The sequence below is a fragment of the Streptomyces sp. NPDC005263 genome (assembly GCF_042872365.1).
Taxonomy (GTDB): domain Bacteria; phylum Actinomycetota; class Actinomycetes; order Streptomycetales; family Streptomycetaceae; genus Streptomyces.
Window position 1 is genome coordinate 1,167,516 of record NZ_JBIAKJ010000001.1, and the last position, 23,308, is coordinate 1,190,823.

16 protein-coding genes and 1 tRNA gene are annotated in these 23,308 nt (G+C 70.9%); 7 read left to right on the forward strand and 10 right to left on the reverse strand.

Going from position 1 to position 23,308, the window contains the following annotated elements; translation table 11 throughout:
- Positions 1-92 precede the first annotated feature (92 nt).
- Positions 93-1,193, forward strand: coding sequence for a mechanosensitive ion channel family protein (locus tag ACFYRY_RS05315; protein ID WP_389140241.1), 1,101 nt, complete (start codon positions 93-95; stop codon positions 1,191-1,193).
- A 71-nt stretch (positions 1,194-1,264) separates the two neighbouring features.
- On the opposite strand, the gene ACFYRY_RS05320 is transcribed toward ACFYRY_RS05315, so the two are convergent.
- Positions 1,265-2,803, reverse strand: coding sequence for a M1 family metallopeptidase (locus tag ACFYRY_RS05320; protein WP_389140243.1), 1,539 nt, complete (start codon positions 2,801-2,803; stop codon positions 1,265-1,267).
- A 219-nt stretch (positions 2,804-3,022) separates the two neighbouring features.
- Between ACFYRY_RS05320 and ACFYRY_RS05325 the strand changes: the two genes are divergently transcribed.
- On the forward strand, positions 3,023-5,242 hold the full coding sequence (locus tag ACFYRY_RS05325; RefSeq protein WP_389140245.1) for an NADP-dependent isocitrate dehydrogenase: 2,220 nt from the start codon (positions 3,023-3,025) through the stop codon (positions 5,240-5,242).
- A gap of 203 nt (positions 5,243-5,445) precedes the next feature.
- The gene (locus ACFYRY_RS05330) at positions 5,446-6,243 is read left to right on the forward strand and encodes an N-formylglutamate amidohydrolase (RefSeq protein ID WP_389140247.1); all 798 of its coding nucleotides are present in this window, start codon (positions 5,446-5,448) and stop codon (positions 6,241-6,243) included.
- 53 nt (positions 6,244-6,296) lie between these two features.
- Here the strand turns inward: ACFYRY_RS05330 and ACFYRY_RS05335 are convergent, their stop codons facing one another.
- The 4 genes from ACFYRY_RS05335 to ACFYRY_RS05350 all read right to left on the reverse strand — a co-directional run bounded on the left by ACFYRY_RS05335 (position 6,297) and on the right by ACFYRY_RS05350 (position 10,366).
- A complete protein-coding gene (locus ACFYRY_RS05335; protein WP_389140249.1) occupies positions 6,297-7,166 on the reverse strand; it encodes a glutathione S-transferase C-terminal domain-containing protein in 870 nt (289 codons plus the stop codon).
- A 133-nt stretch (positions 7,167-7,299) separates the two neighbouring features.
- Positions 7,300-7,422 (reverse strand): putative leader peptide, encoded by a 123-nt coding sequence (locus ACFYRY_RS05340; RefSeq protein ID WP_389140251.1) that lies wholly within the window; start codon positions 7,420-7,422, stop codon positions 7,300-7,302.
- A 99-nt stretch (positions 7,423-7,521) separates the two neighbouring features.
- Positions 7,522-8,433, reverse strand: coding sequence for a YceI family protein (locus tag ACFYRY_RS05345; RefSeq protein ID WP_389140253.1), 912 nt, complete (start codon positions 8,431-8,433; stop codon positions 7,522-7,524).
- A gap of 175 nt (positions 8,434-8,608) precedes the next feature.
- Positions 8,609-10,366: an FAD-dependent oxidoreductase gene (locus tag ACFYRY_RS05350; protein ID WP_389140255.1), complete on the reverse strand. Its 1,758-nt coding sequence runs from the start codon at positions 10,364-10,366 to the stop codon at positions 8,609-8,611.
- Between the two features lie 150 nt (positions 10,367-10,516).
- Between ACFYRY_RS05350 and ACFYRY_RS05355 the strand changes: the two genes are divergently transcribed.
- Positions 10,517-12,331, forward strand: a complete 1,815-nt coding sequence (locus ACFYRY_RS05355) for a helix-turn-helix domain-containing protein (RefSeq protein WP_389140257.1) — start codon at positions 10,517-10,519, stop codon at positions 12,329-12,331.
- 38 nt (positions 12,332-12,369) lie between these two features.
- On the opposite strand, the gene ACFYRY_RS05360 is transcribed toward ACFYRY_RS05355, so the two are convergent.
- Positions 12,370-14,193, reverse strand: coding sequence for an ABC transporter ATP-binding protein (locus ACFYRY_RS05360; protein ID WP_389140259.1), 1,824 nt, complete (start codon positions 14,191-14,193; stop codon positions 12,370-12,372).
- A 267-nt stretch (positions 14,194-14,460) separates the two neighbouring features.
- Between ACFYRY_RS05360 and icmF the strand changes: the two genes are divergently transcribed.
- Complete coding sequence (gene icmF / locus ACFYRY_RS05365; protein ID WP_389140261.1) at positions 14,461-17,685, forward strand: fused isobutyryl-CoA mutase/GTPase IcmF; 3,225 nt, start codon at positions 14,461-14,463, stop codon at positions 17,683-17,685.
- A 20-nt stretch (positions 17,686-17,705) separates the two neighbouring features.
- Positions 17,706-18,563 (forward strand): 3-hydroxybutyryl-CoA dehydrogenase, encoded by an 858-nt coding sequence (locus ACFYRY_RS05370; protein ID WP_389140263.1) that lies wholly within the window; start codon positions 17,706-17,708, stop codon positions 18,561-18,563.
- Positions 18,564-18,648: 85 nt separating this feature from the next.
- Here ACFYRY_RS05370 and ACFYRY_RS05375 read toward each other — a convergent pair whose 3' ends face one another.
- From ACFYRY_RS05375 to ACFYRY_RS05390, 4 genes are all read right to left on the reverse strand, one after another.
- Positions 18,649-19,425, reverse strand: coding sequence for a CPBP family intramembrane glutamic endopeptidase (locus ACFYRY_RS05375; protein ID WP_389141102.1), 777 nt, complete (start codon positions 19,423-19,425; stop codon positions 18,649-18,651).
- 111 nt (positions 19,426-19,536) lie between these two features.
- A complete protein-coding gene (locus tag ACFYRY_RS05380) occupies positions 19,537-20,568 on the reverse strand; it encodes a hypothetical protein (RefSeq protein WP_389140265.1) in 1,032 nt (343 codons plus the stop codon).
- Positions 20,569-20,808: 240 nt separating this feature from the next.
- A tRNA-Pro gene (locus ACFYRY_RS05385) sits at positions 20,809-20,882 on the reverse strand.
- 59 nt (positions 20,883-20,941) lie between these two features.
- Entirely contained in the window at positions 20,942-22,393 is a 1,452-nt protein-coding gene (locus tag ACFYRY_RS05390; RefSeq protein WP_389140267.1) for an MFS transporter, read from the reverse strand.
- A gap of 312 nt (positions 22,394-22,705) precedes the next feature.
- Here ACFYRY_RS05390 and ACFYRY_RS05395 point away from each other — a divergent pair, with 312 nt between their 5' ends.
- Positions 22,706-23,284, forward strand: coding sequence for a TetR/AcrR family transcriptional regulator (locus ACFYRY_RS05395; protein ID WP_389140269.1), 579 nt, complete (start codon positions 22,706-22,708; stop codon positions 23,282-23,284).
- The last annotated feature ends 24 nt before the right edge of the window (positions 23,285-23,308 follow it).

The window sequence follows — 23,308 nt, forward strand, 5'->3', positions numbered from 1 at the left end:
CATCGGAATCGAGCAGGTGGCAACGTGACGCAACTTCACATCCGGCCGTCGGTGCAGGCCTTCGCCGCAGTCCTCCGTGCCGGAGGTGACCGGTGAAGCGAGCCCTCACCGTGGACGACCTGGTCATCGCGGGAATCGCCCTGGCCGCGGGCCTGCTGGCGGCGTTCCTGCTGCGGATGCTGCTGCGCTGGCTCGGCAAGCACGCCGACCGCACCCGCTGGGGCGGCGACGACGTCATCGTGGACGCGCTGCGCACGGTGGTGCCGTGGGCGGCCATCGCGGGAGGTGCGGCGTCCGCGGCGGCGGCGCTGCCGCTGCTCTCCGCGGTCCAGCACACCGTCAACCAGACCCTGACCGTGCTGCTGATCTTCGTCGTCACGGTGGCGTCGGCCCGGGTCGTCGCCGGCCTGGTGCGGACGGTGACCCAGTCCCGCTCCGGGGTCGCCGGGTCGGCCACGATCTTCGTGAACATCACCCGGGTGCTGGTGCTGGCGATCGGCTTCCTGGTGGTGCTGCAGACGCTGGGCATCTCCATCGCGCCGATGCTCACCGCCCTGGGGGTCGGTGGTCTGGCGGTCGCCCTGGCTCTCCAGGACACCCTGGCGAACCTCTTCGCCGGTATCCACATCCTCGCCTCCAAGACCGTCCAGCCCGGCGACTACATCAAGCTGAGCAGCGGTGAGGAGGGATACGTCGAGGACATCAACTGGCGTCAGACGACGGTCCGCGCGCTCTCCAACAACCTGGTCGTGATCCCCAACGGGGAGCTCGCGAAGACCAACATGACCAACTTCATGCGTCCCGAGCAGCAGTTGACGATCCTGGTCCAGGTGGGCGTCGCCTACGACAGTGACCTGGAGCACGTGGAGCAGGTCACCTGCGCGGTCGTCACCGAGGTGATGACCGAGATCACCGGCGCCCTCCCCGATCACGAGCCGGTGGTCCGCTTCCACACCTTCGGCGACTCCAGGATCGGGTTCACGGTGATCCTGGGCGTCGGCGAGTTCAGCGACCAGTTCCGGATCAAGCACGAGTTCATCAAGCGGCTGCACCGGCGCTACCGCGAGGAGGGCATCCGGATTCCGGCGCCCGCGCGGACGGTCGCCCTGCAACAGGGCACGGTGGTCATCCCGCAGCAGCGCGGCGCCGCGGAAACCGAGCCGGGCGAAGTCGCCTCCACCCGGCTCGACTGAGCCGCCGCCCCGGGCCGGGCCCTCGCCCCGCCCGGGCCTCGCCCCGCCCGGGCCTCGCCCCGCCCGGGCCTTTACAGGGTGGCCGAGTTGTCGTGGTAGTGCCCGTTCCTCCGGGTGTTCGGCGCGACGAGCGTCGCGGTCGCCGGGGTGACCGTCCAGTCCGGGTGGCCGGGCATCCGCGGGGTCTTCGTGCCGTACAGCCAGTCCCGCAGGAAGCCCGACAGGTCCTGGCCGGACACCTCGGAGGCGAGGGTGATGTAGTTCTCCGTGGTCGCCGCGGAGTTGCGGTACCGGTCCAGGAAGGCGCGCTCGACGGAGCCGAAGGCGTCCTCGCCGATCAACTGCCGCAGCGCGTACAGGACCAGGACGCCGCCGAGGTAGCGCTGGCTGTCGAAGAGGTTCGTCGCGTTCGGTGAGGCGACCGGACCGGAGGTTTTTCGCCACTGGTCGCCGCGCGCGTAGGTGTCCTTCATCCGGGCTTCCATGGTGGTCAGCCCGAGAGAATCGGTCCAGCCGCGCTCGTAGCGGTAGAGCAGCCCGTAGAAGTCGGCGTGGCCCTCGTTCAGCCAGAGGTCGGCCCAGGTGGCGGGGCTGACGCTGTTGCCGAAGTAGGAGTGGACCAGCTCGTGCATCATGTGCGAGCCGATCTTCGACTCGTCCTGGAGCAGGAAGTTCGGCTTGTAGAGGGTGAGGGTCTGGGTCTCCAGTCCCGTGAAGTCGAAGGCGTTCGCGGCGTCGGAATTGCAGGGCAGCAGCCCGTACGTCTCGAACGGGAACGCGCCGAGCCGCCTCTCGATCCAGCTCAGCTGCCCCGCGGTGAGGGAGAGCGCCGGTTCCAGGGCACTGGCGCGGGCGGTCGGCACGACGTCCCTCAGGGGCAGTCCGCCCGGGCCCTTGCGGTCCTTGACGATGTAGTCGCCGACCGTGATCTGCACCAGTTCGGTGGCCATCGGCTCACGCGACCGGTAGGTGTACGCGGTCCGGCCGTCGGTGAGGGTCTCGGTACTGACGAGGAGGCCGCTCGCGACCCCGCGCAGGCCGCTGGGCACGGTGACGCGGAAGGTGAAGGCCGCCTTGTCCTGCGGGTGGTCGTTGCAGGGGAAGACGGTGTGCGCCGAGTTCGGCTGGGGGCAGACGGCGAAACCGTCCGGGGTGGGGACCCAGGCGGTGTGCGCGAGGGACCGGCGCGGGTCGGCGGTGTACGCCACCACGACGGTGGCCGTGCTCGTGTCCGGCAGCTCGCGCACGGGCGTGACCCGCAGTTTCTCGCCGACCTGCTCGAAGTCGGCCCCGCTGCCCGCGACGCGGACGGACGTGATGTCCAGGCCGAGGGCGTCCAGGGAGAACCGGCTCAGGGCCTGGGTGGTGAGGATCTCCAGTGTCGCCGTGGCGGTGACGAGCCTGGTCGTGGCGTCGTACGCGAGGTCGAGGGCGTACGCGCGGACGCGGTATCCGTCGTTGCCGAGGCTCGGGAAGACGGGGTCGCCGAGGGTCTCGGCGCCCGGGGAGGCGGCCGCCGGGGCGGCCTGGGCGGCAGATCCCACGGTCAGCGCCGTGGCCACGCCTATCAGGGCGGTGGCCGGTGCGGTCACTCTGGTGCGATATCTCATGGTCCGCTTTCGCTCGGGCGGCCGGGTGGTCGGGTCCGGCCGCCGGTCAAAGGGCGATCACCGTGCATGACCACGGGAACGGACCCTCGGTTGCCTCGGCGGATGCGTCGCGTCTCGCTGGAGTGTGTCCAGAAGTACCCGAGGACCCCTGTCGAGACCGGGTGGGTCACGAGATATCTTGATGTCGAGCAATGTTGCAGACGTGGAGCGGAGCACCCGGTGACTGACTCGACCATCATCTATACGCACACTGACGAGGCCCCGGCCCTGGCGACGTATTCCTTCCTGCCGGTGGTCCGGACGTACGCCTCGCAGGCGGGTGTCGCCGTGGAGACGCGGGACATCTCGCTGGCCGGGCGCATCATCGCGTTGTTCCCGGAGTACCTCACCGAGGACCAGCGGATCCCGGACGCGCTGGCGGAGCTCGGCGAGCTCGCCAAGACGCCCGAGGCGAACATCATCAAGCTGCCGAACATCTCGGCGTCGATCCCGCAGCTGAAGGCCGCGGTCGCCGAGCTCCAGGCGCAGGGCTACGCACTGCCGAACTACCCGGACGACCCGAAGACCGACGAGGAGCGGGACATCCAGGCCCGCTACGACAAGGTCAAGGGCTCCGCGGTCAACCCGGTCCTGCGGGAGGGCAACTCCGACCGTCGCGCCCCCGCGTCGGTCAAGAACTACGCCAAGAGCCACCCGCACCGCATGGGCGCCTGGACCCCCGAGTCCAAGACGAACGTGGCGACGATGGGTGTGGACGACTTCCGCTCCACCGAGAAGTCCGTCGTGATCTCCGAGGCGGGCACGCTGCGCATCGAGCTGGTCGGCGACGACGGCTCCACCACCGTGCTGCGCGAGTCGGTACCGGTCCTCGCCGGCGAGGTCGTCGACGCCTCGGTCATGCACGTCGCGCCGCTGCGTGAGTTCCTGACCGCGCAGATCGCCCGCGCCAAGGCCGAGGATGTGCTGTTCTCGGTGCACCTCAAGGCCACGATGATGAAGGTCTCCGACCCGATCGTCTTCGGTCACGTGGTGCGCGCCTTCTTCCCGAAGACCTTCGCGAAGTACGGCGAGACGCTGGCCGCGGCCGGCCTGACCCCGAACGACGGTCTGGGCGGTATCCACAAGGGCCTGGAGGCTCTGCCCGAGGGCGCCGAGATCAAGGCCTCCTTCGACGCCGAGCTCGCCGAGGGCCCCGCGCTGGCGATGGTCGACTCCGACAAGGGCATCACCAACCTGCACGTGCCGTCCGACGTGATCGTCGACGCGTCGATGCCGGCCATGATCCGCACCTCCGGCCACATGTGGGGCCCGGACGGCCAGGAGGCCGACACCCTCGCGGTGCTGCCGGACTCCTCGTACGCCGGTGTCTACCAGGCCGTGATCGACGACTGCCGCGCCAACGGCGCCTACGACCCGTCGACGATGGGTTCGGTCCCGAACGTCGGTCTGATGGCGCAGAAGGCCGAGGAGTACGGCAGCCACGACAAGACCTTCGAGATCCCCACCACCGGCACGGTCCGCCTCGTCGACCAGGCCGGCGACGTGGTGATCGAGCAGACGGTCTCCGCCGGTGACATCTTCCGCGCCTGCCAGACCAAGGACGCCCCGATCCGGGACTGGGTGAAGCTGGCCGTCACCCGCGCCCGCGCCACCGGCAGCCCCGCCGTGTTCTGGCTGGACGAGACGCGTGCGCACGACGCCAACCTGATCGCCAAGGTCCAGGCGTACCTGGCTGAGCACGACACCGAGGGCCTGGACATCCGGATCCTCAACCCGGTCGAGGCGACCAAGCTGTCGGTCGAGCGCATCCGCCGCGGCGAGGACACCATCTCCGTCACCGGCAACGTGCTGCGTGACTACCTGACCGACCTGTTCCCGATCCTGGAGCTGGGCACCAGCGCCAAGATGCTGTCGGTGGTCCCGCTGATGGCGGGTGGCGGTCTGTTCGAGACCGGCGCCGGCGGCAGCGCCCCGAAGCACGTGCAGCAGCTGGTCAAGGAGAACTACCTGCGCTGGGACTCGCTCGGTGAGTTCTTCGCGCTGGTCCCGTCCCTGGAGCAGTTCGCGACGGCCACCGGCAACACCCGCGCCAAGGTCCTCGCCGACACCCTCGACCGCGCCACGGCGACCTTCCTCAACGAGGACAAGTCCCCGACCCGTCGCGTCGGCGGCATCGACAACCGCGGCAGCCACTTCTTCCTGTCCCTGTACTGGGCGCAGGAGCTGGCGAAGCAGACCGACGACGCGGACCTGGCGAAGGCCTTCGCGCCGCTCGCCGAGACCCTCACGGCGAACGAGCAGAAGATCGTCGACGAGCTGAACGCCGTCCAGGGCAAGCCGGCCGACATCGGCGGCTACTACCAGCCCGACCCGGCCAAGGCCGCGAAGGTCATGCGCCCGTCGACCACGTGGAACGACGCGCTGGCCACCCTGAGCTGACGCCGAGCCCCTCCCGGGGCAGTCGCGTGACTCCGCCCCGACCGGCGACCAGCCGGCCGGGGCGGAGCCGTATGCACAGCGCCTGCCGTCGCCGCCGCGTACACCGGCGAGGGCGGCGGTCCTTACGCCCTGACCCCGCTTGCCACCGCTGTGGCACCTTGATCGTGCACCACACCGCCGACCACGTCCCCGGGAGCAGCGCCATGACCTCCGCCGCACCGTCCTTCGAGCTGCTGCCCGGCGCCGGTGAGTCGCCGGTGATCCTTCATGTGCCGCACTCCTCGCGGGAGATACCGGCCGATGTGCGGGACGGCATCCTGCTCGGTGACGCGGAACTGGAGCGGGAACTCGACCACATCGTCGACGCGCACACCGCCGAGCTCGCCGCCGCGGCGACGAGGCTGTCCGGCGTCGCTCCCTGGCGGTTCGTCAACCGGCTGTCCCGGCTGGTCGTCGATCCGGAGCGGTTTCCGGACGAGCGGGAGGAGATGCTCGCGGTGGGGATGGGCGTCGTGTACACCCGCACCACGCACGGCGCCCCGCTGCGGTCCGCGGACACCGATCCCGAACCGTTGGTCGCGCGGTACTTCGAGCCGTACGCGCGGGCGATGACCGACGCCGTGGCCGGGCGGCTGGCCGCCACCGGGCGGGCCGTCGTCATCGACGTGCACTCCTATCCGACCGCGGCGCTCCCCTACGAGTTGCACGGCGCCGGGCCCCGGCCGCCCGTCTGTCTGGGCACCGACCCCTTCCACACCCCCGAAGGCCTGCTGGGCGCTGCCCGGGAGGCCTTCGGGGGGCTCGGCGAGATCGGGCTGGACAGCCCGTTCGGCGGGACCTACGTGCCGCTCGAGTTCTACGGCCTGGATCCCCGGGTGAGCGCGCTGATGGTGGAGATCCGCCGGGACACGTACATGAGCGAGCCGGGCGGGCCCGCCGGGCCGGGTCTCGGCCGCCTCGCGCAGGCCCTGGCCGACCTCGTGGGGGCGGTGAGCGGCTGAGGAAACGTCAAAAGGACGTACTGGGTGCGGAACCAGCCCTCTTCCTTGAACGGTCACCCGGTCCGCGCCACGTGGGCCGCCCAGTCGAGGATCTGCACGGCCGCTCCGGCGGCCTCCAGGCCCCGGCAGTGGGCGTGGTGCCGGCGGGCGATGCCGTCGAGGTCGAGGAGGGGGCCGAAGGCCGGGTGCGCGGCCAGGCGGCGGGCGTAGGCCCACAGGGCGTGGTGTCCGGCGACGCGATGCACTGCGGCGGCGTCGAGGTGGTTGCGGTGCACGGTGTCCAGTCGCACCAGGGTGACCCACAACTCGACGTCGGCGACGGTGAGATGGTCACTGATCAGGTAGTCCTGGAACGCCAGCCGCCGCTCCAGCACGCCGAGCGCGGCCAGCAGTGTCTCGAGCGCCCTCGCCCGCTCGGACGGGTCGGCCCCGGCCCGGCCCGCGCGCTGCGCGGCCTCGTTGATGTCCCGGGCACACATCCGCTCGACGGCCTCGATCTCGCTCTCCGTCCCGCACGGGTACAGCGCGGGCCGCCCGGCCCCGAAGTGCCGGGCCAGGTCGCGTGTGATGTCCGGGGCGTGGGTGGAGACGATCCGCCCGGACCAGTCGTCGCTGAGCACCGGCCCGACGGCCGGGCCGGTGTACCGGTGGGCGCTCGCGTCGTACAGCGGACGCAGCACGGAGTGACCGCCGTCGGGGCTGTCGGGCACGGCGTCCAGACACGTCACCGGACAGGCGTCGCCGAGACCGAGGAGAGCGTGCACGACGGCGATGCGCAGGCCGTCGGAGCAGACAGGTGACAGATGGAGGCGATAGCGGCGGGGCACAGCGTAGTGGCCACTGCGCGCGTCCCGGCCGATCCGGCCGCGGAACGCGGGGGCGCACTGGGCGGACGGAGCGGCGGCGAGCGGTGTGACGGACATGGATCTCCCCGGGGGTGATGCGCGGACGTACGCGCGGCGGAAGCGTTCGTCGGGCCGTGGCCGGCCGCTGTCCACCCGGGCGCGACGGCCGGTGGGGGCACCGGGGTGCGGCGGGCGCGCGGGGTGGGGCGGCTCAGCCCGGGGCGCTGATCGCGCTGCGGACCCGCTGCAGATCGATGTGCCGGCGGGAGGTCAGAAGAGGGGACGGTCGAGACGTACGGCTCACCCGGCCGGACACCGCCTCAAGACGCCCCATGATTCCCTACCTGTTCACTAGGATTCCTTTCCGAGTGTCGATCCGCAGCGAGTCGGCGTCAAGGGGGCGTCCAGTGGGCGGGCACCGCCCTGCGGGCCGCTACTCCGGCGGTGTCGGCGTGTCGTGGGTGCGGTACATCGCCTGGACGTCCAGCTCCAGCTGCACCGTCGGACCGACCACCGCGATGCCGCGGGCCAGCATCGTCCGCCAGTTGAGGGTGTAGTCCTCGCGGTGCAGCTCCGCCTTGGCCAGGGCCGCGCAGCGCAGTTCCTCGCCGTAGCCGCCGTTGACCATGCCCAGGTACGTGGTGTCCAGCGAGACCGAGCGGCTCACGCCGTGCATGGTGAGGCCGCCCTGCAGCGACCACTTGGTGCCGCCCCGGTAGGCGAAGCGGGTGCTGACGAAGTCGATGTACGGGTAGCGGTCGACGTCGAGGAAGTCGGCGGAACGCAGGTGTGTGTCCCGGGTGTTGTTGCCCGTGGTGATGCTGGACGCGTCGATGCGCACCTGGACACGGGACTGGGTCATGTCCTGGGCGATCTGCAGGCCGCCCTGGAAACGTTCGAAACGGCCGTGCACATGAGCCATGCCGACGTGTTTGGCGACGAAGCGGATCGCCGTGTGCGGCGGGTCGAAGAGCCAGGTCCCGGGAACCGGGAGTTCGAGTTGCCGGGCTGACTGGAGCCACACGCGCCGCGGGGAGGGACCGGCGTCCGCGACGATGTCGAAGGTCTCGCGGTGCGGTTCCAGCCCCTCGGCCACGATCAGCAGGCTGTAGCTGCCCGGGGGCAGGACCGCCATGAAGAAGCCGTACGGATCCGTGGCACCGCGCGCCGCGACCCGGTGGTTACGGAGTTCCGTCACCGTCACCTCGGCGGCGCCCATGGGTTCGTTCAGCGGGTCCAGGACCTCGATGACGGCGGCACCCGCACCGGCCGGGACGGGAACCGTGAGGCCCGCGGCGCCTCCGGGGGCACGATTGAGGCGCCGCCGGAGCAGTCCGAGGGGCATGGTGTTCACCTTTCGGTTTTCGTGAGTCAGTGAGTCGGTGAGTCAGTGAGTCGGTGAGTCTGTGAATTTGTGGAGCGGCGGGTGTGTGGATCGGCGGCTTTGTGGGTCATTGGGTTCGCGGGCCGCCCACCTGCGGGGCCGCGGCTGTTCCAGGGGCTGCTTCCCGTGGTTGCCGTCAGGCATGCCCGAGGATCTGGCGCACCGCCGCGTCCAGCAGCCGCTCGGCGTCCTCAGGGGTGGTGGCCGCCGTGGCGTGCCGGAAGGCGACGTACCCGTCCGGCCGTACGAGCAGCGCTCCCCCGTCGGCCACCTCACTCAGGCGCGCCCAGTCCCCGTACGGGTCCTCGTACTCCTGGCCGGGCCCGATGACGACGGAGGCGATCTCCAGGTCCTGGGCACGGGCCGCCCGGAGCCAGTTGGCCCCGCCGATGCCCGTGATCAGGGTGAAGCGGCCCCTTCCGACGGTGTCGATCGTGGACAGGGTGCGCGTACCCGAGGTGATCCAGGCGTGCGGGAGCCTGGCGCCGGGGCGGGAGGTCGGCTGGTGGTACAGCTCGGGATCGCGGTCGAAGCCGGGGTCGGCCGTGCCGTCGGGGACGACCGCCGCGGAGGCGTACCGCTGGTTGAGGTCGACGCCGTGCGCGTTGAACTCGTACACCTTGAACGCGATCGCCGCGCGCAGCTTCGCTCGCTGCTCCTGAGCCGCGGGGGTGTCGTCCTTACGCGCGTCGATGTTGGCCCACAGCTGCTCGGGCGTCTGCGGGGCGAGCCCGTCGAGGGCCTCGAAGACGGGGGCGGTCTCGCCGATGGACTTGTTGGCGCGGGTGACGATCTGCCTGCCGATCGGCGCGCGTTCGGCGGTGTAGGTGTCCAGCAGCTCCGGGGCCGCGGTGCCGTCGAGGACGAGCTTGAGCTTCCAGGCCAGGTTGTAGGAGTCCTGGATGGAGGTGTTGGAGCCGAGGCCGTTGGACGGCGGGTGGCGGTGGGTGGCGTCTCCGGCGCAGAACACCCGGCCGCTGGAATAGGTCTCCGCGTACATCTCGTTGACGGTCCAGGCCGAGGACGACTTGATGGTGACGGGGATCTCGTCGTCTCCGACCAGCTGGCGGACGATCGACTCGGCGTACTCGGTGGTGAGGTCGGGGGCGCCCGCGGTGACGTCGTACCCCCAGACGATCATCCACTCGTTCCAGGGCCGGACGCAGCGCACCAGGCCGGCGCCGATGCCGCCGACGGTGGCACCCGGGGCGAGCACCCAGTACAGGGTGGACGGGCGGTGGGCGGTGTACTTCGACAGGTCCGCGTCGAAGACGATGTTGATGCTGCCGGCCACCCCCATCTGGCCGCCCATCGGCAGCCCGGCGTCCTCGGCGACCTGCGAGCGGCCGCCGTCGGCTCCGATCAGGTACTTGGCACGGATGGTGTACTGGTCGCCGCGCAGCCGGTCCTCGACGGTGACCGTCACCCCTGAGGCGTCCTGGACGTAGGACTTGTAGACCGTGCTGAAGCGCAGGTTCGTACCGCGCGCGACGGCCGCGTCGACGAGCACCGGCTCCATGAGGTGCTGGGGCATGTCGCACATGCGGGTGGGGCTGGCGAGTTCGTGTGCTGCCTGGACGAGCGGGTCGTTGCCCCAGGAGCGGACCCGGCCGAGTTCCTCGCCGGCCAGGCTGGTGCAGAAGGTCGTGTCGCCCATCAGGTGCTGGGGCGTGGCCTTGGCGACGACCTCCTGCTCCACGCCGAGGTCGCGCAGGACCTCCATGGTGCGCTGGTTGGTGATGTGCGCGCGGGGTGTGTCGGCGAGGCTCGCGTAGCGGGTGACGACGATGTTCGGTACGCCGTAGGTACTCAGGGCGAGCGCTGCCAAGGCGCCCGCGGGGCCACTGCCGACGATGAGTACGTCGGTCTCGACATCGGGCTCGACGGTGTGCACGGGGAACGCTCCAGGGAATGAGAACAGGCGCCGACTGTTCAAGATCATGTACGGGAACGCGGAAGTCCGGGTGTCTCAATAAGAGACACCAGATGGGACATGCCACAGTTTGTTGCGCATTCAATCGCTACCGGTAGGGTGAGCGACGCCGTGACCACCGCAGAGCATCCCTCCGCCCGCCCCGCGCTCGCTACGCTGCGCGAGGCCCGCCGGCAGTTCCTGATGGGACGTCGACTGCCGGACGACGTGCCGGAGGACATCGCCGCCGCATGGCGGCGCGCCCGGTTCCTCGGCGTACGGCACGATGTACGGGATCCCGCACCGCGGCATTCCGTACGACCGGCTCCGTCCTCTCCGCTGGCGGCGGTCCGGCCCGTGCTGGAACGGATCGCCCCGGCCCTCGACAGCGGGCGGGCGTCGCTCGTTCTCACCGACGAGCGGCTGCGGGTGCGGTGGTCGACCGGGTTCGCGCCGGTCGACCTGCGTCACCTGGACCTGTCCGAGCAGGTGGTCGGCAACAACAGCGCGGCCCACGCCCTGCGCACCGGCCGCCGCGCCGAGGTGCACGGCCCCGAGCACTTCCTCGATCTGTGGCAGGACATCTGTGCGGTCAGCGTGCCCGTGCGGGCGCCGGGCAACGGACAGGCCCTGGGCACGGTGACGGTGGCCTCCAGGCTGTGCGCCGAGTGCGGGCCGCATCCGGGGGCTCCGCTCGCCGAGGCCGCGGCGATCGCCGTGGAGGCGGAACTCCTCGCGGGGTCCCAGGCGGCGGAGCGGGTGCTGCTGGACGCGTATCTGCGGGCCGCCGGGGAGCGAGGGCGCGCGGTCGTCGCCCTCGACGGACGCAGCCGTCTGGTCAGCGAGGCCGCGGGGCGACTGCTGTCACCCGAGGCGCTGGAGGAACTTGAGCGGCGGACCATCGACCTGCTGAGAAACCCGGACCACTGGGCGAGACCGGGGGCGGGGACCGAGACCGGGGCGGCCTGGGGGTCTCGCGGGTCCACGGGCGGTGCGGCGGCCTCCTGCCGCTTCCCGTTCGCGGACGGCTCCGGGGGTTTCGCGACCGTCACCCCCGTGCCGCACCTCGGCTCGGTCGTCGGTGCGGTGGCCGTGCTGGAGGCGGCGGGGCAGACGGTGGAGGCGGCGGGGCAGCCGGTGGCGGCGGCCGGGCCGGCTGTCGTGGGGCTCGTCGGCCGGTCCCTGCCCTGGCGGCACGCGGTCGGCCGGGCGATGGAGCTGGCCCGGTCCCCCGAACCTCTGCTGCTCGTCGGCGAGCGCGGCACCGGGAAGATCTCGCTCGCCCGGAAACTCGTCACGAACCCGTCGGTCGTGGACGCGGCGGAATCCGAAATACGGTCGGAACTGGGCGAGTTGACGGAGGGCGGCCGCCCCCTCCTGGTCCGTCACGTCGAGCGTCTCACGCCGCCCGACACGGCAGCCCTCAACTCGCTGCTGGAAGCACATCCGGGCGCACCCCTCGTCGTCACCTACACCCCCGGCCCGCCTCCCGGCCCGTGCCTGCAACGGTTCCTGGACACCCTCGCCGCCCGCTCGGTCACCCTGCCCGCACTGCGCGAGCGGACGGAGGACATCCGGGACCTGCTCGCGGCCCTGGCTCCCCCGCCCGCGCCGGGACGTCCCCCGCTGACCTGGACGCTGGACGCGCTGCGCGCTCTGGAACGGCATCCGTGGCCCGGCAACCTCACCGAACTCTCCCGCGTGGTACGGGCGTTGGCCGAGACCCGGAGCACGACGGGCCCCGTCCGGCGCGCCGAGCTGCCGGACTCCGTACGGGAGGGACCCGCGGCCCGGCGCCTCAGCCCGATGGAACACGCCGAGCGCGCCGCCATCCTGGAGGCCCTGCACCGCCACGGCGGCAACAAGGCTCGGACGGCGACGGCACTGGGTATCGCCCGCGCCACGCTGTATCGGAAGCTACGGGGTTATCAGAGCCATCAGGGCTGAGCCGGGTACGGCCCAAGGCCCCGCCGGCCTCGTGTTCATCACCGGTCGGCCCGCGCGGGGACGTCGTCGAGGAAACCGCCCGACTGGTGCTCCCAGAGCTTCGCGTAGGCGCCGTCCGCGGCGAGCAGCTCCTGGTGGGTGCCCTGCTCGACGATCCGTCCGCGGTCGAGGACGACGAGTCGGTCCATGCCGGCGACGGTGCTCAACCTGTGCGCCACCACCAGTGCCGTCCGCCCCTCCATGAGCCGCCACAGCGCCTCCTGGACGAGGATCTCGCTCTCGGAGTCCAGGGCGCTGGTCGCCTCGTCGAGCAGCAGGATCGGCGCGTCACGCAGGATCGCCCGGGCGAGTGCGACGCGCTGACGCTGCCCGCCGGACAGCTTGATGCCCCGCTCCCCCACCATGGTGTCGAAGCCCTCGGGCAGCGCGTCGGCGAACTCCGTGACGTGTGCCGCCTCGGCCGCGCGGCGGATCTCCGCGTCGGTGGCGTCCGGTCGGGCGAACGCGATGTTCTCCCGCAGGGTGCGGTGGAACATCGCCGGGTCCTGCGGCACGTAGGCGATCAGGCTGCGCAGGTCTGCCTGGCGCAGCCTGCTGATGTCCTGGCCCCCGATCAGGATCCGGCCCCCGTCGATGTCCGTCATCCGGAGTAACAGCCGGCTGAGCGTGGTCTTGCCGCCGCCCGACCGGCCGACGAGACCGATCCTCGCCCCGCTGGGCACCGCCAGGTCGAGGCCCTGGAAGAGCGGCTCCGCTCCCGCGTGGGCGAACTGCACCTTATCGAAGCGGACGTCGGCGGCCCCGGGCCCGAGCGGCTCCGGCGACGCCGGGTCGAGCACGGTCGGCGGGGTCAGCAGCAGCTCGGTGAACTGCGCGGCCTCCGTCATCGAGCTCTCCAGCCGACGGTAGATCTGGTTGAACTCGAACATGATCCGCGTCGCGTTGGTGTAGTACGTGAAGGCCACCACCACCGCCTCGACACCGAGCCTGCCCCCGCCGAGCGCGACCGCGAGCAGCAGTCCCAGCACGTTGGTCAGTACGGACATCGGCGCGACCAGCGTGTCGATGCGCAGGTTGCCGTAGTCCCACGACCTCAGCGTGAGCCGCCGCGACACGGCGACCCGGGACCGATGCTCCGCGGCCTCGCGTTCCTCGGCGGCGAACGCCCGGACGGTGTCCATGTTCATCAGGCTGTCCGCGACATGGCCCGACACCCGGGCGATCGCCTCCTCGCGCCGGTCGACGAGCGCCTGGCGGCGGCGGATCAGGGGCACCACGCACACCGCGGTCAGCGCGATCATCACCAGCAGCCCGGCCACGAGCAGCGGTTCATAGCGCCACAGCACCACCGACCCGAACGCCAACGGCACGAAGCTGCCCACCACCTGGAACGTCAAGGTGTCGACGAAATCCTCGAAGCGGGAGGCGAAGCTCAGGACCCGCTTGGTCAGCGACCCGGCGAAGTTGTCGTGGAAGAACGCGGCGTCCTTGGCGAACAGCTCGTCCATGCCGATCACGTACAGGTGCTCGATCCCGCGGGCGTCAAGACGGTTCATGCAGTGCAGGCCGACGCGCCACATCGCCTCCGCGAGCAGCAGGACACCGGCGAAGCCGAGGACGTAGGGCAGCGTGGTACCGACGGCGATACCGGGGTCGTCGGCGATGTTGCCGACGAGCTTCGCGACGATCAGCGGTGCGATGTAGTTGAGGCCGATGTTGCCCAGCGCGCACGACAGCATCGCGGGCACCGTCAGCCACCGGAGCCTGACCAGCTCCCGTCCGTAGTAACGAAGTGCGAGGAGCACGGAGCCCCTGGCCCTGGTCCTGCCCCAAGGGGCCTCGCGCGATTCCGACGATCCCATCCTCACTCCGTGATCTCGTACGGCACCCCGCCATATGCGTCGAAACCGCAGTGTCCTGCGACGGCGGCGACGGCGTCCACGCGTTTTTCTCAGCCAAAGCCCTGATGGCACGCTGACCGACCAAGCTCCTTCCGCAGGCGCCTCACGTCGCCCCACCGCACCCCACCTCTGTGCTTCTGGTCACACGGTCATCGCCTTCTGTCATTTACTAGGACGTCCTACTATTTCTTCAGCCAGAGCTCCCCCGATCTGTCCGGGAAGGCCCCGATGAGCGACCTGCACCGCCCCGTGCATCCTGTCCGCCTGGTCACCGCGTCCGCCCTGTTCGACGGGCACGACGCGTCGATCAACATCATGCGACGGATCTTCCAGTCCCAGGGCGCCGAGGTGATCCACCTGGGACACAACCGGTCGGTGCGGGAGGTCGTGGACGCGGCGCTGGAGGAGGACGCCCACGGTGTGGCGGTCTCCTCCTACCAGGGCGGACATGTCGAGTACTTCGAGTACCTGGTCGAGTCTTTGCGCGCCCAGGGAGCGGACCACGTCCGTGTGGTGGGCGGTGGCGGCGGCGTGATCGTGCCCGAGGAGATCACCCGGCTGCGCGGGAGCGGGGTGACCATCTTCTCTCCCGAGGACGGGCAGCGGCTGGGCCTCGCGGGGATGGTCAACTCGGTCGTGCGGGACTGTGACTTCGACCTGTGGGACGGCAAGCCCGCCGACCCGGCCGCCGTGCTGGCCGGTGACCGGTTCGCGGTCGCCCGCGCCATCACCGGCGCCGAACTCGGCAAGCTGCCGCCACGGTTCCTGGCGGACCTCGGTGCCCCGGCCCGGCCGGTTCCGGTCCTCGGCATCACCGGCACCGGAGGGTCGGGGAAGTCGTCGCTGACCGACGAATTGGTGCGCCGCTTGCGTGTGGACCAGCAGGACAAGCTGCGGATCGCGGTGATCGCGGTCGACCCGACCCGGCGCCGTGGCGGCGGGGCGCTGCTCGGTGACCGGATCCGGATGAACTCCCTCGACGGGAGCCGGGTCTTCTTCCGGAGCCTGGCCACCCGCGGCAGCCGCGAGCTGCCCGAGCACCTGTCCGACGTGATCGACGTCGTGAAGGCCGCCGGGTTCGACCTGGTGATCGTGGAGACGCCGGGCATCGGCCAGGGCGACGCGGCGATCGTGCCGTTCGTCGACACCTCGCTGTATGTGATGACGCCGGAGTTCGGTGCCGCCTCGCAGCTGGAGAAGATCGACATGCTCGACTTCGCCGACGTGGTGGCGATCAACAAGTTCGAGCGGCGCGGCGCCAAGGACGCGATGCGCGACGTCGGCCGTCAACTGGTCCGCAACCGTGAGGCGTTCGGCATGCGGCCCGAGGACATGCCGGTGTACGGCACGTCGGCGGCGACCTTCAACGACGACGGCGTCACCGCCCTGCACCAGCACCTGAAGACGGTGCTCGCCGAGAAGGGGCTGCCCCTGTCGGAGGGCGCGCTGGCGCCGGTCGACGTGCGCCATTCCTCCGGCATCCGACAGGTGGTGCCGGCGGACCGGGTGCGCTACCTCGCCGAGATCACCGACACCGTCCGCGCCTACCACACCGAGACCGGCCGCCTGGCCGAGGCGGCCCGGCGGGTGCAGCGCCTGGAGACGGTCAGGGGTGAGCTCGTCGACGCCGGCTCCGACCCCGGGAACGTGCAGTCGCTGCTCGACAACGCCCGCAGGCAGCTCCCGCCCGACATCGTCGAGCAGATCGAGACGTGGCCGTCCGTCGTCGCCGCCTACTCCGGTGACGAGCAGGTCGTGAAGGTCCGCGACAAGGAGATCCGCACCAAGCTGACCCGCGAGTCCCTCTCCGGCAACAAGATCCCCCGCGTCGCGCTGCCCCGCTTCACCGACCACGGGGAGCTGGTGGGGTTCTGGCGCCGGGAGAACCTGCCCGGCTACTTCCCCTTCACCGCGGGGGTGTTCCCCTTCAAGCGCGACGGTGAGGACCCGGCGCGGATGTTCGCCGGCGAGGGCGACCCGTTCCGCACCAACCGACGCTTCAAGCTGCTCTCCGAGGGCCAGCCGGCCACCCGCCTGTCCACCGCCTTCGACTCCGTCACCCTCTACGGCCGCGACCCGGACGAACGCCCCGACATCTACGGCAAGGTCGGCACCTCCGGCGTCTCGGTGGCCACCCTCGACGACATGAAGACGCTCTACGACGGCTTCGACCTGGTCGCGCCGACGACCTCGGTCTCCATGACGATCAACGGGCCCGCGCCGACCATCCTGGCGTTCTTCCTCAACACCGTCGTCGACCAGCAGAGCGACCGCTTCCGGGCCGTCGAGGGCCGTGACCCCTCACCCGAGGAGGCGGCCGACCTGCGCGCGCACGCGCTGGCGAACGTGCGGGGCACCGTGCAGGCCGACATCCTCAAGGAGGACCAGGGCCAGAACACCTGCCTGTTCTCCACCGAGTTCTCGCTGCGGATGATGGCGGACATCCAGGAGTGGTTCATCGAGAACAAGGTCCGCAACTTCTACTCGGTGTCCATCTCCGGCTACCACATCGCCGAAGCCGGCGCGAACCCCATCAGCCAGCTCGCCTTCACCCTGGCCAACGGCTTCACCTATGTGGAGGCGTACCTGGCCCGGGGCATGCGCATCGACGACTTCGCGCCCAACCTGTCGTTCTTCTTCTCCAACGGCATGGATCCCGAGTACTCCGTCCTCGGCCGCGTCGCCCGCCGCATCTGGGCCGTCGCGATGAAAGAGAAGTACGGCGCGGGTGAGCGTTCCCAGAAGCTGAAGTACCACGTCCAGACCTCCGGACGCTCCCTGCACGCGCAGGAGATGGACTTCAACGACATCCGCACCACTCTCCAGGCGCTCATCGCCATCTACGACAACTGCAACAGCCTGCACACCAACGCCTACGACGAGGCGGTCACCACCCCCACCGAGGACTCCGTCCGACGGGCCCTGGCCATCCAGCTGATCATCAACCGGGAGTGGGGCCTCGCGATGAACGAGAACCCCCTCCAGGGGTCGTTCATCATCGACGAGCTCACCGACCTGGTCGAAGAGGCGGTCCTGCAGGAGTTCGAGCGGATCAGCGAACGCGGCGGCGTGCTCGGCGCGATGGAGACCGGCTACCAGAGGGGCCGCATCCAGGACGAGTCGATGCTCTACGAGCAGCGCAAGCACGACGGCACCCTGCCCATCATCGGCGTCAACACCTTCCGCAACCCGCACGCCGACACCGCCGAACCGGGCGCCATCGAACTCGCACGCGCCACCGAGGACGAGAAGCAGTCCCAGCTGGATCGGGTGCGCAGCTACCAGGCCTCCCACCACGAGCCGGCCCACGTCGCCCTCACCGCCCTCAGGCACGCGGCGATGGAAGGCGGCAACGTCTTCGCCGTCCTGATGGACGCCGCCCGGGTCTGCTCCCTGCAGCAGATCACCGACGCGTTCTTCGAGGTCGGCGGCCAGTACCGCCGTAACGTCTGACCCAACGAACAGGACAACAGATGGATCCCGTCACCCGTCTCGGCGTCGTCGGCTGCGGCCTCATGGGCTCCGGCATCGCCGAGGTCGCCGCCCGCAGCGGCATCGACGTCCGCGTCGCCGAAGCCACCCCCGACGCGGTCGAGGCAGGCCGCCGCCGTATCACCGCCTCCCTCGACCGGGCGGTGGGACGCGGCAAACTCGGCGAGGAGCACCGCGAACAGGCCCTCGCCCGGCTCTCCTTCACCCACGATCTCAGCGACCTCGCCGACCGTCAGTTCGTCATCGAGGCCGTCGCCGAGAACCGCGACATCAAGACCGACATCCTGCAGAAGCTGGACAAGACGCTGGAGGACCCGGCGGCGGTCCTGGCCACCAACACGTCGTCGATCCCCATCGTCGACCTCGCCGTGGTGACCGGACGGCCGGGCCAGGTCATCGGCATGCACTTCTTCAACCCCGTGCCCGTGCAGCACCTGGTCGAGCTGATCCCCGCCCTCACCACCAGCCCGGACACGATCGAACGCACCCGCGCCCTGGCCGCGGCGCTCGGCAAGCAGCCCATCCAGGCACCCGACCGCTCCGGCTTCGTGGTCAACGCCCTCCTGGTGCCCTACCTGCTCAGCGCGGTCCGCATGGTGGAGTCCGGCGCCGCGCGCCCCGACGACATCGACCAGGGCATGGAACTCGGCTGTGCCCACCCCATGGGCCCGCTCCGCCTGCTCGACCTCATCGGCCTGGACACCGCCCAGGCCGTCGCCGAGTCCATGTACGAGGAGTTCAAGGAGCCGCTCTACGCGCCGCCCGCCCTGTTGCGCCGCATGGTCGCCGCCGGCCACCTCGGGCGCAAGAGCGGTCGCGGGTTCTACGCGTACGACTAGGGCGTGTTGCCAGGCGTCGCTCGGCAGGCGGGACTTTCGCAACGTGCCCTAGCCGGCGCCGGCCGGCTGAGGTCGGCGGGCCCGGTCACCGCGGCATGCTCCCGTCGGGCTCCGGTGCGGGAGCACGGTCGACGATCGGGCCCCCCACCGTGCCGTACCGGCGCAGCAACCACACTCCGTACCCGGCGTGCAGGACGTAGACGCACACCTGCCACCAGTCGGGAGCCGCGCCCGGGGAGCGGATCTGGAAGAAGTCGTCAAGCGCGTGCACGACGACCATCGGCCACACCGACCCGATCGCCCAGCGCAGAGCGGCGCAGGTGAAGCCGAACAACCCGGCCGACAGCATCTGCCACAGGGTGTCGCCCAGCGGCGCCCCGAAGAACAGATGGTTCTGCAGGTGCCCGGCGCCGAACAGGACACCCACACCGACCGCGGCGCGCAGCGGGCCGAGCGGGGTGAGTGCCTGTTGCACCAGGCCGCGGCTGTACACCTCCTCGTTGATCCCCACCCACAGCAGTGAGACGAGGGAACCGACCAGGACGGTCGGGGTGCCGGTGAGGCCCGCGAGGGCGTACGCGCCGGCGACCAGGAGCATGGGCGCCGCCAGCCACCAGCGCCGCGGCCTGCCCAGGGAGGCGACCCCGGACACGCGCAGCCACCCCCAGCGCCACAGCACGAAGCAGGCGCCCGCGGTGCAGACCGCGTTGACCAGCGCGGCCCCGAGATCCGGGAACCAGGACGGGGCCAGCGGCGGCAGGACCACCTTGGCGCACAGCACCAGCACCACGTGCCAGGCGAGCGTCAACTCCAGCGCGCCGACGAGGGGATGACGGGACACGTGCTGCTTCCAGCGCTCCATCACGGGCTGAGCGTACCGACGGACATCGGCCGCGTCCCCCGGCGTTTCAGGACACCGCTGAACCGACTCGCCGGCCGGGAACCCTCCCAGGAGGGGCAGCCGCACGAGGACTCAGTCGCCGTTCCTGGAGTTCTCCCACTGCAGGAACCTCTGGCGGGCCCAGAGGCTCAGCAGTGCCGTTCCGCCGACCAACAGCGGCACCGGGTCCCGGGCAGGCGGAGCAAGCACATATCCCAGTGCGGTGGCCGTGCAGACGGTCAGCGGAATGAACGCCGCCGCGCCTTCCATCCCCCATCGCACCCTCGGTTGCGCAGTGCCCAGGACGCTCGCCCCGCCGGGCACCCAGGGGCTGACAGCGACCACCAGCAGCCCCGCGGTGACGCAGGCGTCGACCAGCTGACAGGCCATCACGTCGGGGCCGTGCGGGCCGACCGCCCACAGTCGCCCGGTGTCGCCGATCAGCATGAGGGACACCCCGGCGATCCCGACCCACAGGGTGCCGCTCTGGTCGCTCCGTACGAGACGGCGCAGGGCGAACAGAAAACTGAGGAACGCGACCTCCGCGGCCCACAGGACACCGACCATGCCCGCCCCGAGCCGCCAACCGTCAACGGCCCCCCGCAGCAGCACCCACCCCGTCATGAACACCGCCCCGGTCGTGACGACCCCGTCGAGGACGCGCCGCCGCCACACCTGCCGACCTGTACCGGCGTCGGCCGCGACCACCAGACCGGCCACCCCCAGGCCGATCGTCAGGGTCACGCCGGTGACCACCACAGAACCCAGCACCGACGGCCCGTCCCCTGCCGATGCCGGAGGCTGAACGGACAGCACGGTGACCGCTCCCCGGTACACACCTCCGGCTACCGCGGAACCCCCCAGCAGCAGCAGACGCGTCCGCACCCTTCCGCTCGTTCCCCTCGCGCGGAGCATCAGGGAGGCCGCCAGCCCCCAGCACCCGGCGGACGGCCCGAAAGCCGTCATCCGCACCGCCCCGCCACCGGCGGCCCACAACACGCCGAACGTCAGCACTGTTCCCAGGAGACCTGCCACGCCCACCGCGCCCCAGGTCCGCGCCCAGGTCCTGTGGAAGCGGCCCACCCGGCGCCTGAGCACGCCCGGCGACTTCCCCAACCCCGACATCAGGTGCGCCTTTCCACCGGCCCGCCGCCCGCAGGGCCTCACCCTCAGGCCCTGGATCCATGGGGGAAGCGTAAGATCCGGCACCCGGCACAGATCGAAACCATCGGTTCATTCACTCGTACTGCGTAAGCCGGGCGCGGAACCACCTGGATGTGCCGCGGGGAACCGGTCCCCCGGGAATGGCCGAGGGGCCGTTTCAGATCTCCTCTGAAACGGCCCCTGAGCTGCGACTTCGTAAAGTCGGGACGACAGGATTTGAACCTGCGACCCCTTGACCCCCAGTCAAGTGCGCTACCAAGCTGCGCCACGTCCCGATGCGCTCGCACGGTCGCCCGTGTGAGCGCGCGGGTCAACCCTACCCCATGCGCGCACGTCAGCCGCGCGCGCCGGGAGCCGCGACCACCTGCTCCTCGGCGGCGGCGCCGCCCGCGGCGCGGAGGCGGCCCGTCGTACGGCCGTCGCGTCGGACCGGCACCAGCAGCGCGGCCAGCGCCGCGGCCAGGCAGAGCACGGCGAGCAGGGTGAAGCCGTGGGTGTAGCCGGAGGCGTACGGCAGGCCCGAGGGCTGGAGGCGGCCGGTGACCAGGACGCTGGTGACCGCGGCGCCGATGGAGCCGCCGATGGTGCGGATGTTGGCGTTCATCCCGGTGGCCGCGCCGGTCTGGTCGGCGGGGACGCTGCCCACGATCAGGTTGGCCATGGAGGCGAAGGCGAGACCGATACCGAGGCCGAACAGTCCCGCGACGAGGGCGATCTGCCATTGCTCGTCGTGCCAGAGGGCGAGGATGCCGCAGGCGAGCGCGCCGAGCGCGGCGCCGGTGGTCAGGAGGGCCTTGGCGCCGAGGGCCGGTTCCAGGCGGCCGCTGAGCACGCCGGAGAGGAACATCGCGAGCAGCATCGGCAGCATCAGCAGTCCGGCGGCGGTGACGCTCGCGCCGAAGCCGTACCCGGCCGACGACGGCGTCTGCACGAATCCCGGCAGGAAGGACCAGATCGCGTACATGCCGGCGCCGAAGAGGAGTGCGGCGGTGTTGGTGGTCCACACGGTCGGCAGCCGCATGACCCGCAGGTCGATCAGCGGGGTGCTGGAGCGGGCCTCGACGGCGAGCCACAGCGCGAACAGGACGAGGGCGGCGGCGAACAGGCCGAGCACCCGCGCCGATCCCCAGCCCCACACGGCCGCCTGACTGAGCGGCAGCAGCAGGGCGACCAGCCACGCCGACAGCAGCGCGGCGCCGAGCCAGTTGACCTGCCCCCGCGCCCTGGTGGGCGACTCGGGCACATACCGGACGGCTATGAGCGTGGCGGCGGCCACGATGGCGACCGGGATCCAGAACAGCCACCGGTAGTCCAGCGCGCTGACGATGGGTCCGGCGGCCACCATGCCGACGCCGCCGCCCGCCGCGATCACCGCGGACAGGTTGCTGATGCTGCCGCTCACCTCGGAGGGAGCGAACTCGTCCCGGATGATGCCGAAGGACAGCGGGAACAGGGCGCCGCCGACGCCCTGGACGACCCGGGCGACGATCAGGAGTCCGATGCTCGGCGCGAGCGCGGCGAGCAGACAGCCGACGGCGACGGTCACCAGGACGGCGACGAGGGTGCGCTTCTTGCCGATCAGGTCGCCGACCCGGCCGAGGATCGGGGTGAAGATCGAGGCGGACAGCAGATAGGCGGTCATCACCCAGGTCGCGGTGGACTGCGAGGTGTGCAGCGCGTGCTGGACGGTCGGCAGAGCCGGCGCGATCAGCGACTGCAACATGGAGAACACACCGGCGCCGGCCGCGAGGACGGCGAAGGTGAGACGGGTGGACTTGGTGGGCATGAAACGTGCCTCTCCGAACACGGGGTGCGGCCGAAGCCTCGACCCACGGTCGTGCGGCCCGGTGCGCGCATGGGCGGCACGGGGGACGGCCGTGGTGAGCGGTCGCGGAAAGGTGATGGACCCACGGGCCGCGTCGTCGCGGGGCCGTGGTGAGTACGGTGCGGGGATCGCGGGGGTGTCGTCCCGTCGCCGATGCGTGCGGCCGCACGCATCCAGGGCGGGCGCACCCCGCACTGGTAAAGTGGAGGTACCCCTCCACTGTAGCGGAGGGGTACCTCCGCTTCAACCTCGTCCCCCGCCCGGGAGGCAGCCGTGACCCCCCAGCCGTTCCCCGTCAGCGAGCTCGTCGCGTCCCGGCGACCCCACCGGAAGGACGCCGCCCGCAACTACGACGCCCTGCTGGCCGCCGCCCGCGAGGCGTTCGCGGAGCACGGCGCGGAGGCCTCCCTCGAGGACATCGCCCGGCGCGCGGGCGTCGGCATCGGCACGCTGTACCGGAACTTCCCCACCCGCCGCCAGCTCTTCGAGAGTGTCTACGCGGACGAGGTCAACGCCCTGTGCCAGGCCGCCGAGGAGGTGGCCGACCGGGGTCCCTGGGAGGCTCTGACCGCCTGGCTGGACCGGTTCGCGGGGTACATGGTCACCAAGCGTGCCGTCCGCGAGGCACTCAACGACGAGTCGGAGATCTTCGCCGCGTGCCGCGAGTCGATGTACGCGGCCGGCGGCCCGCTGCTCGAACGGGCCCAGAAGGCGGGCGAGGCGCGCACCGACATGGACTTCACCGACCTGCTGCGGATGGTCGCGGGCATCACCGGGACGACCTTCGACGACGACGCCCAGCGCGACCGGGTGCTCTCCGTCGCCCTCGACGGTGTGCGCGCCAGACACTGAGACCCGTTTCGACGCGAGGCCCCG

Bases quoted from the DNA above. Each gene is read 5' to 3' on its own strand.
- ACFYRY_RS05340 (WP_389140251.1), bottom strand. From the start codon at position 7,422: ATGGGGCGTCTTGAGGCGGTGTCCGGCCGGGTGAGCCGTACGTCTCGA.
- ACFYRY_RS05375 (WP_389141102.1), bottom strand. From the start codon at position 19,425: ATGGAGCGCTGGAAGCAGCACGTGTCCCGTCATCCCCTCGTCGGCGCG.
- ACFYRY_RS05320 (WP_389140243.1), bottom strand. From the start codon at position 2,803: ATGAGATATCGCACCAGAGTGACCGCACCGGCCACCGCCCTGATAGGC.
- icmF (WP_389140261.1), top strand. From the start codon at position 14,461: ATGAGCGACCTGCACCGCCCCGTGCATCCTGTCCGCCTGGTCACCGCG.
- ACFYRY_RS05360 (WP_389140259.1), bottom strand. From the start codon at position 14,193: ATGGGATCGTCGGAATCGCGCGAGGCCCCTTGGGGCAGGACCAGGGCC.
- ACFYRY_RS05380 (WP_389140265.1), bottom strand. From the start codon at position 20,568: ATGTCGGGGTTGGGGAAGTCGCCGGGCGTGCTCAGGCGCCGGGTGGGC.
- ACFYRY_RS05330 (WP_389140247.1), top strand. From the start codon at position 5,446: ATGACCTCCGCCGCACCGTCCTTCGAGCTGCTGCCCGGCGCCGGTGAG.
- ACFYRY_RS05370 (WP_389140263.1), top strand. From the start codon at position 17,706: ATGGATCCCGTCACCCGTCTCGGCGTCGTCGGCTGCGGCCTCATGGGC.
- ACFYRY_RS05345 (WP_389140253.1), bottom strand. From the start codon at position 8,433: ATGCCCCTCGGACTGCTCCGGCGGCGCCTCAATCGTGCCCCCGGAGGC.
- ACFYRY_RS05335 (WP_389140249.1), bottom strand. From the start codon at position 7,166: ATGTCCGTCACACCGCTCGCCGCCGCTCCGTCCGCCCAGTGCGCCCCC.
- ACFYRY_RS05390 (WP_389140267.1), bottom strand. From the start codon at position 22,393: ATGCCCACCAAGTCCACCCGTCTCACCTTCGCCGTCCTCGCGGCCGGC.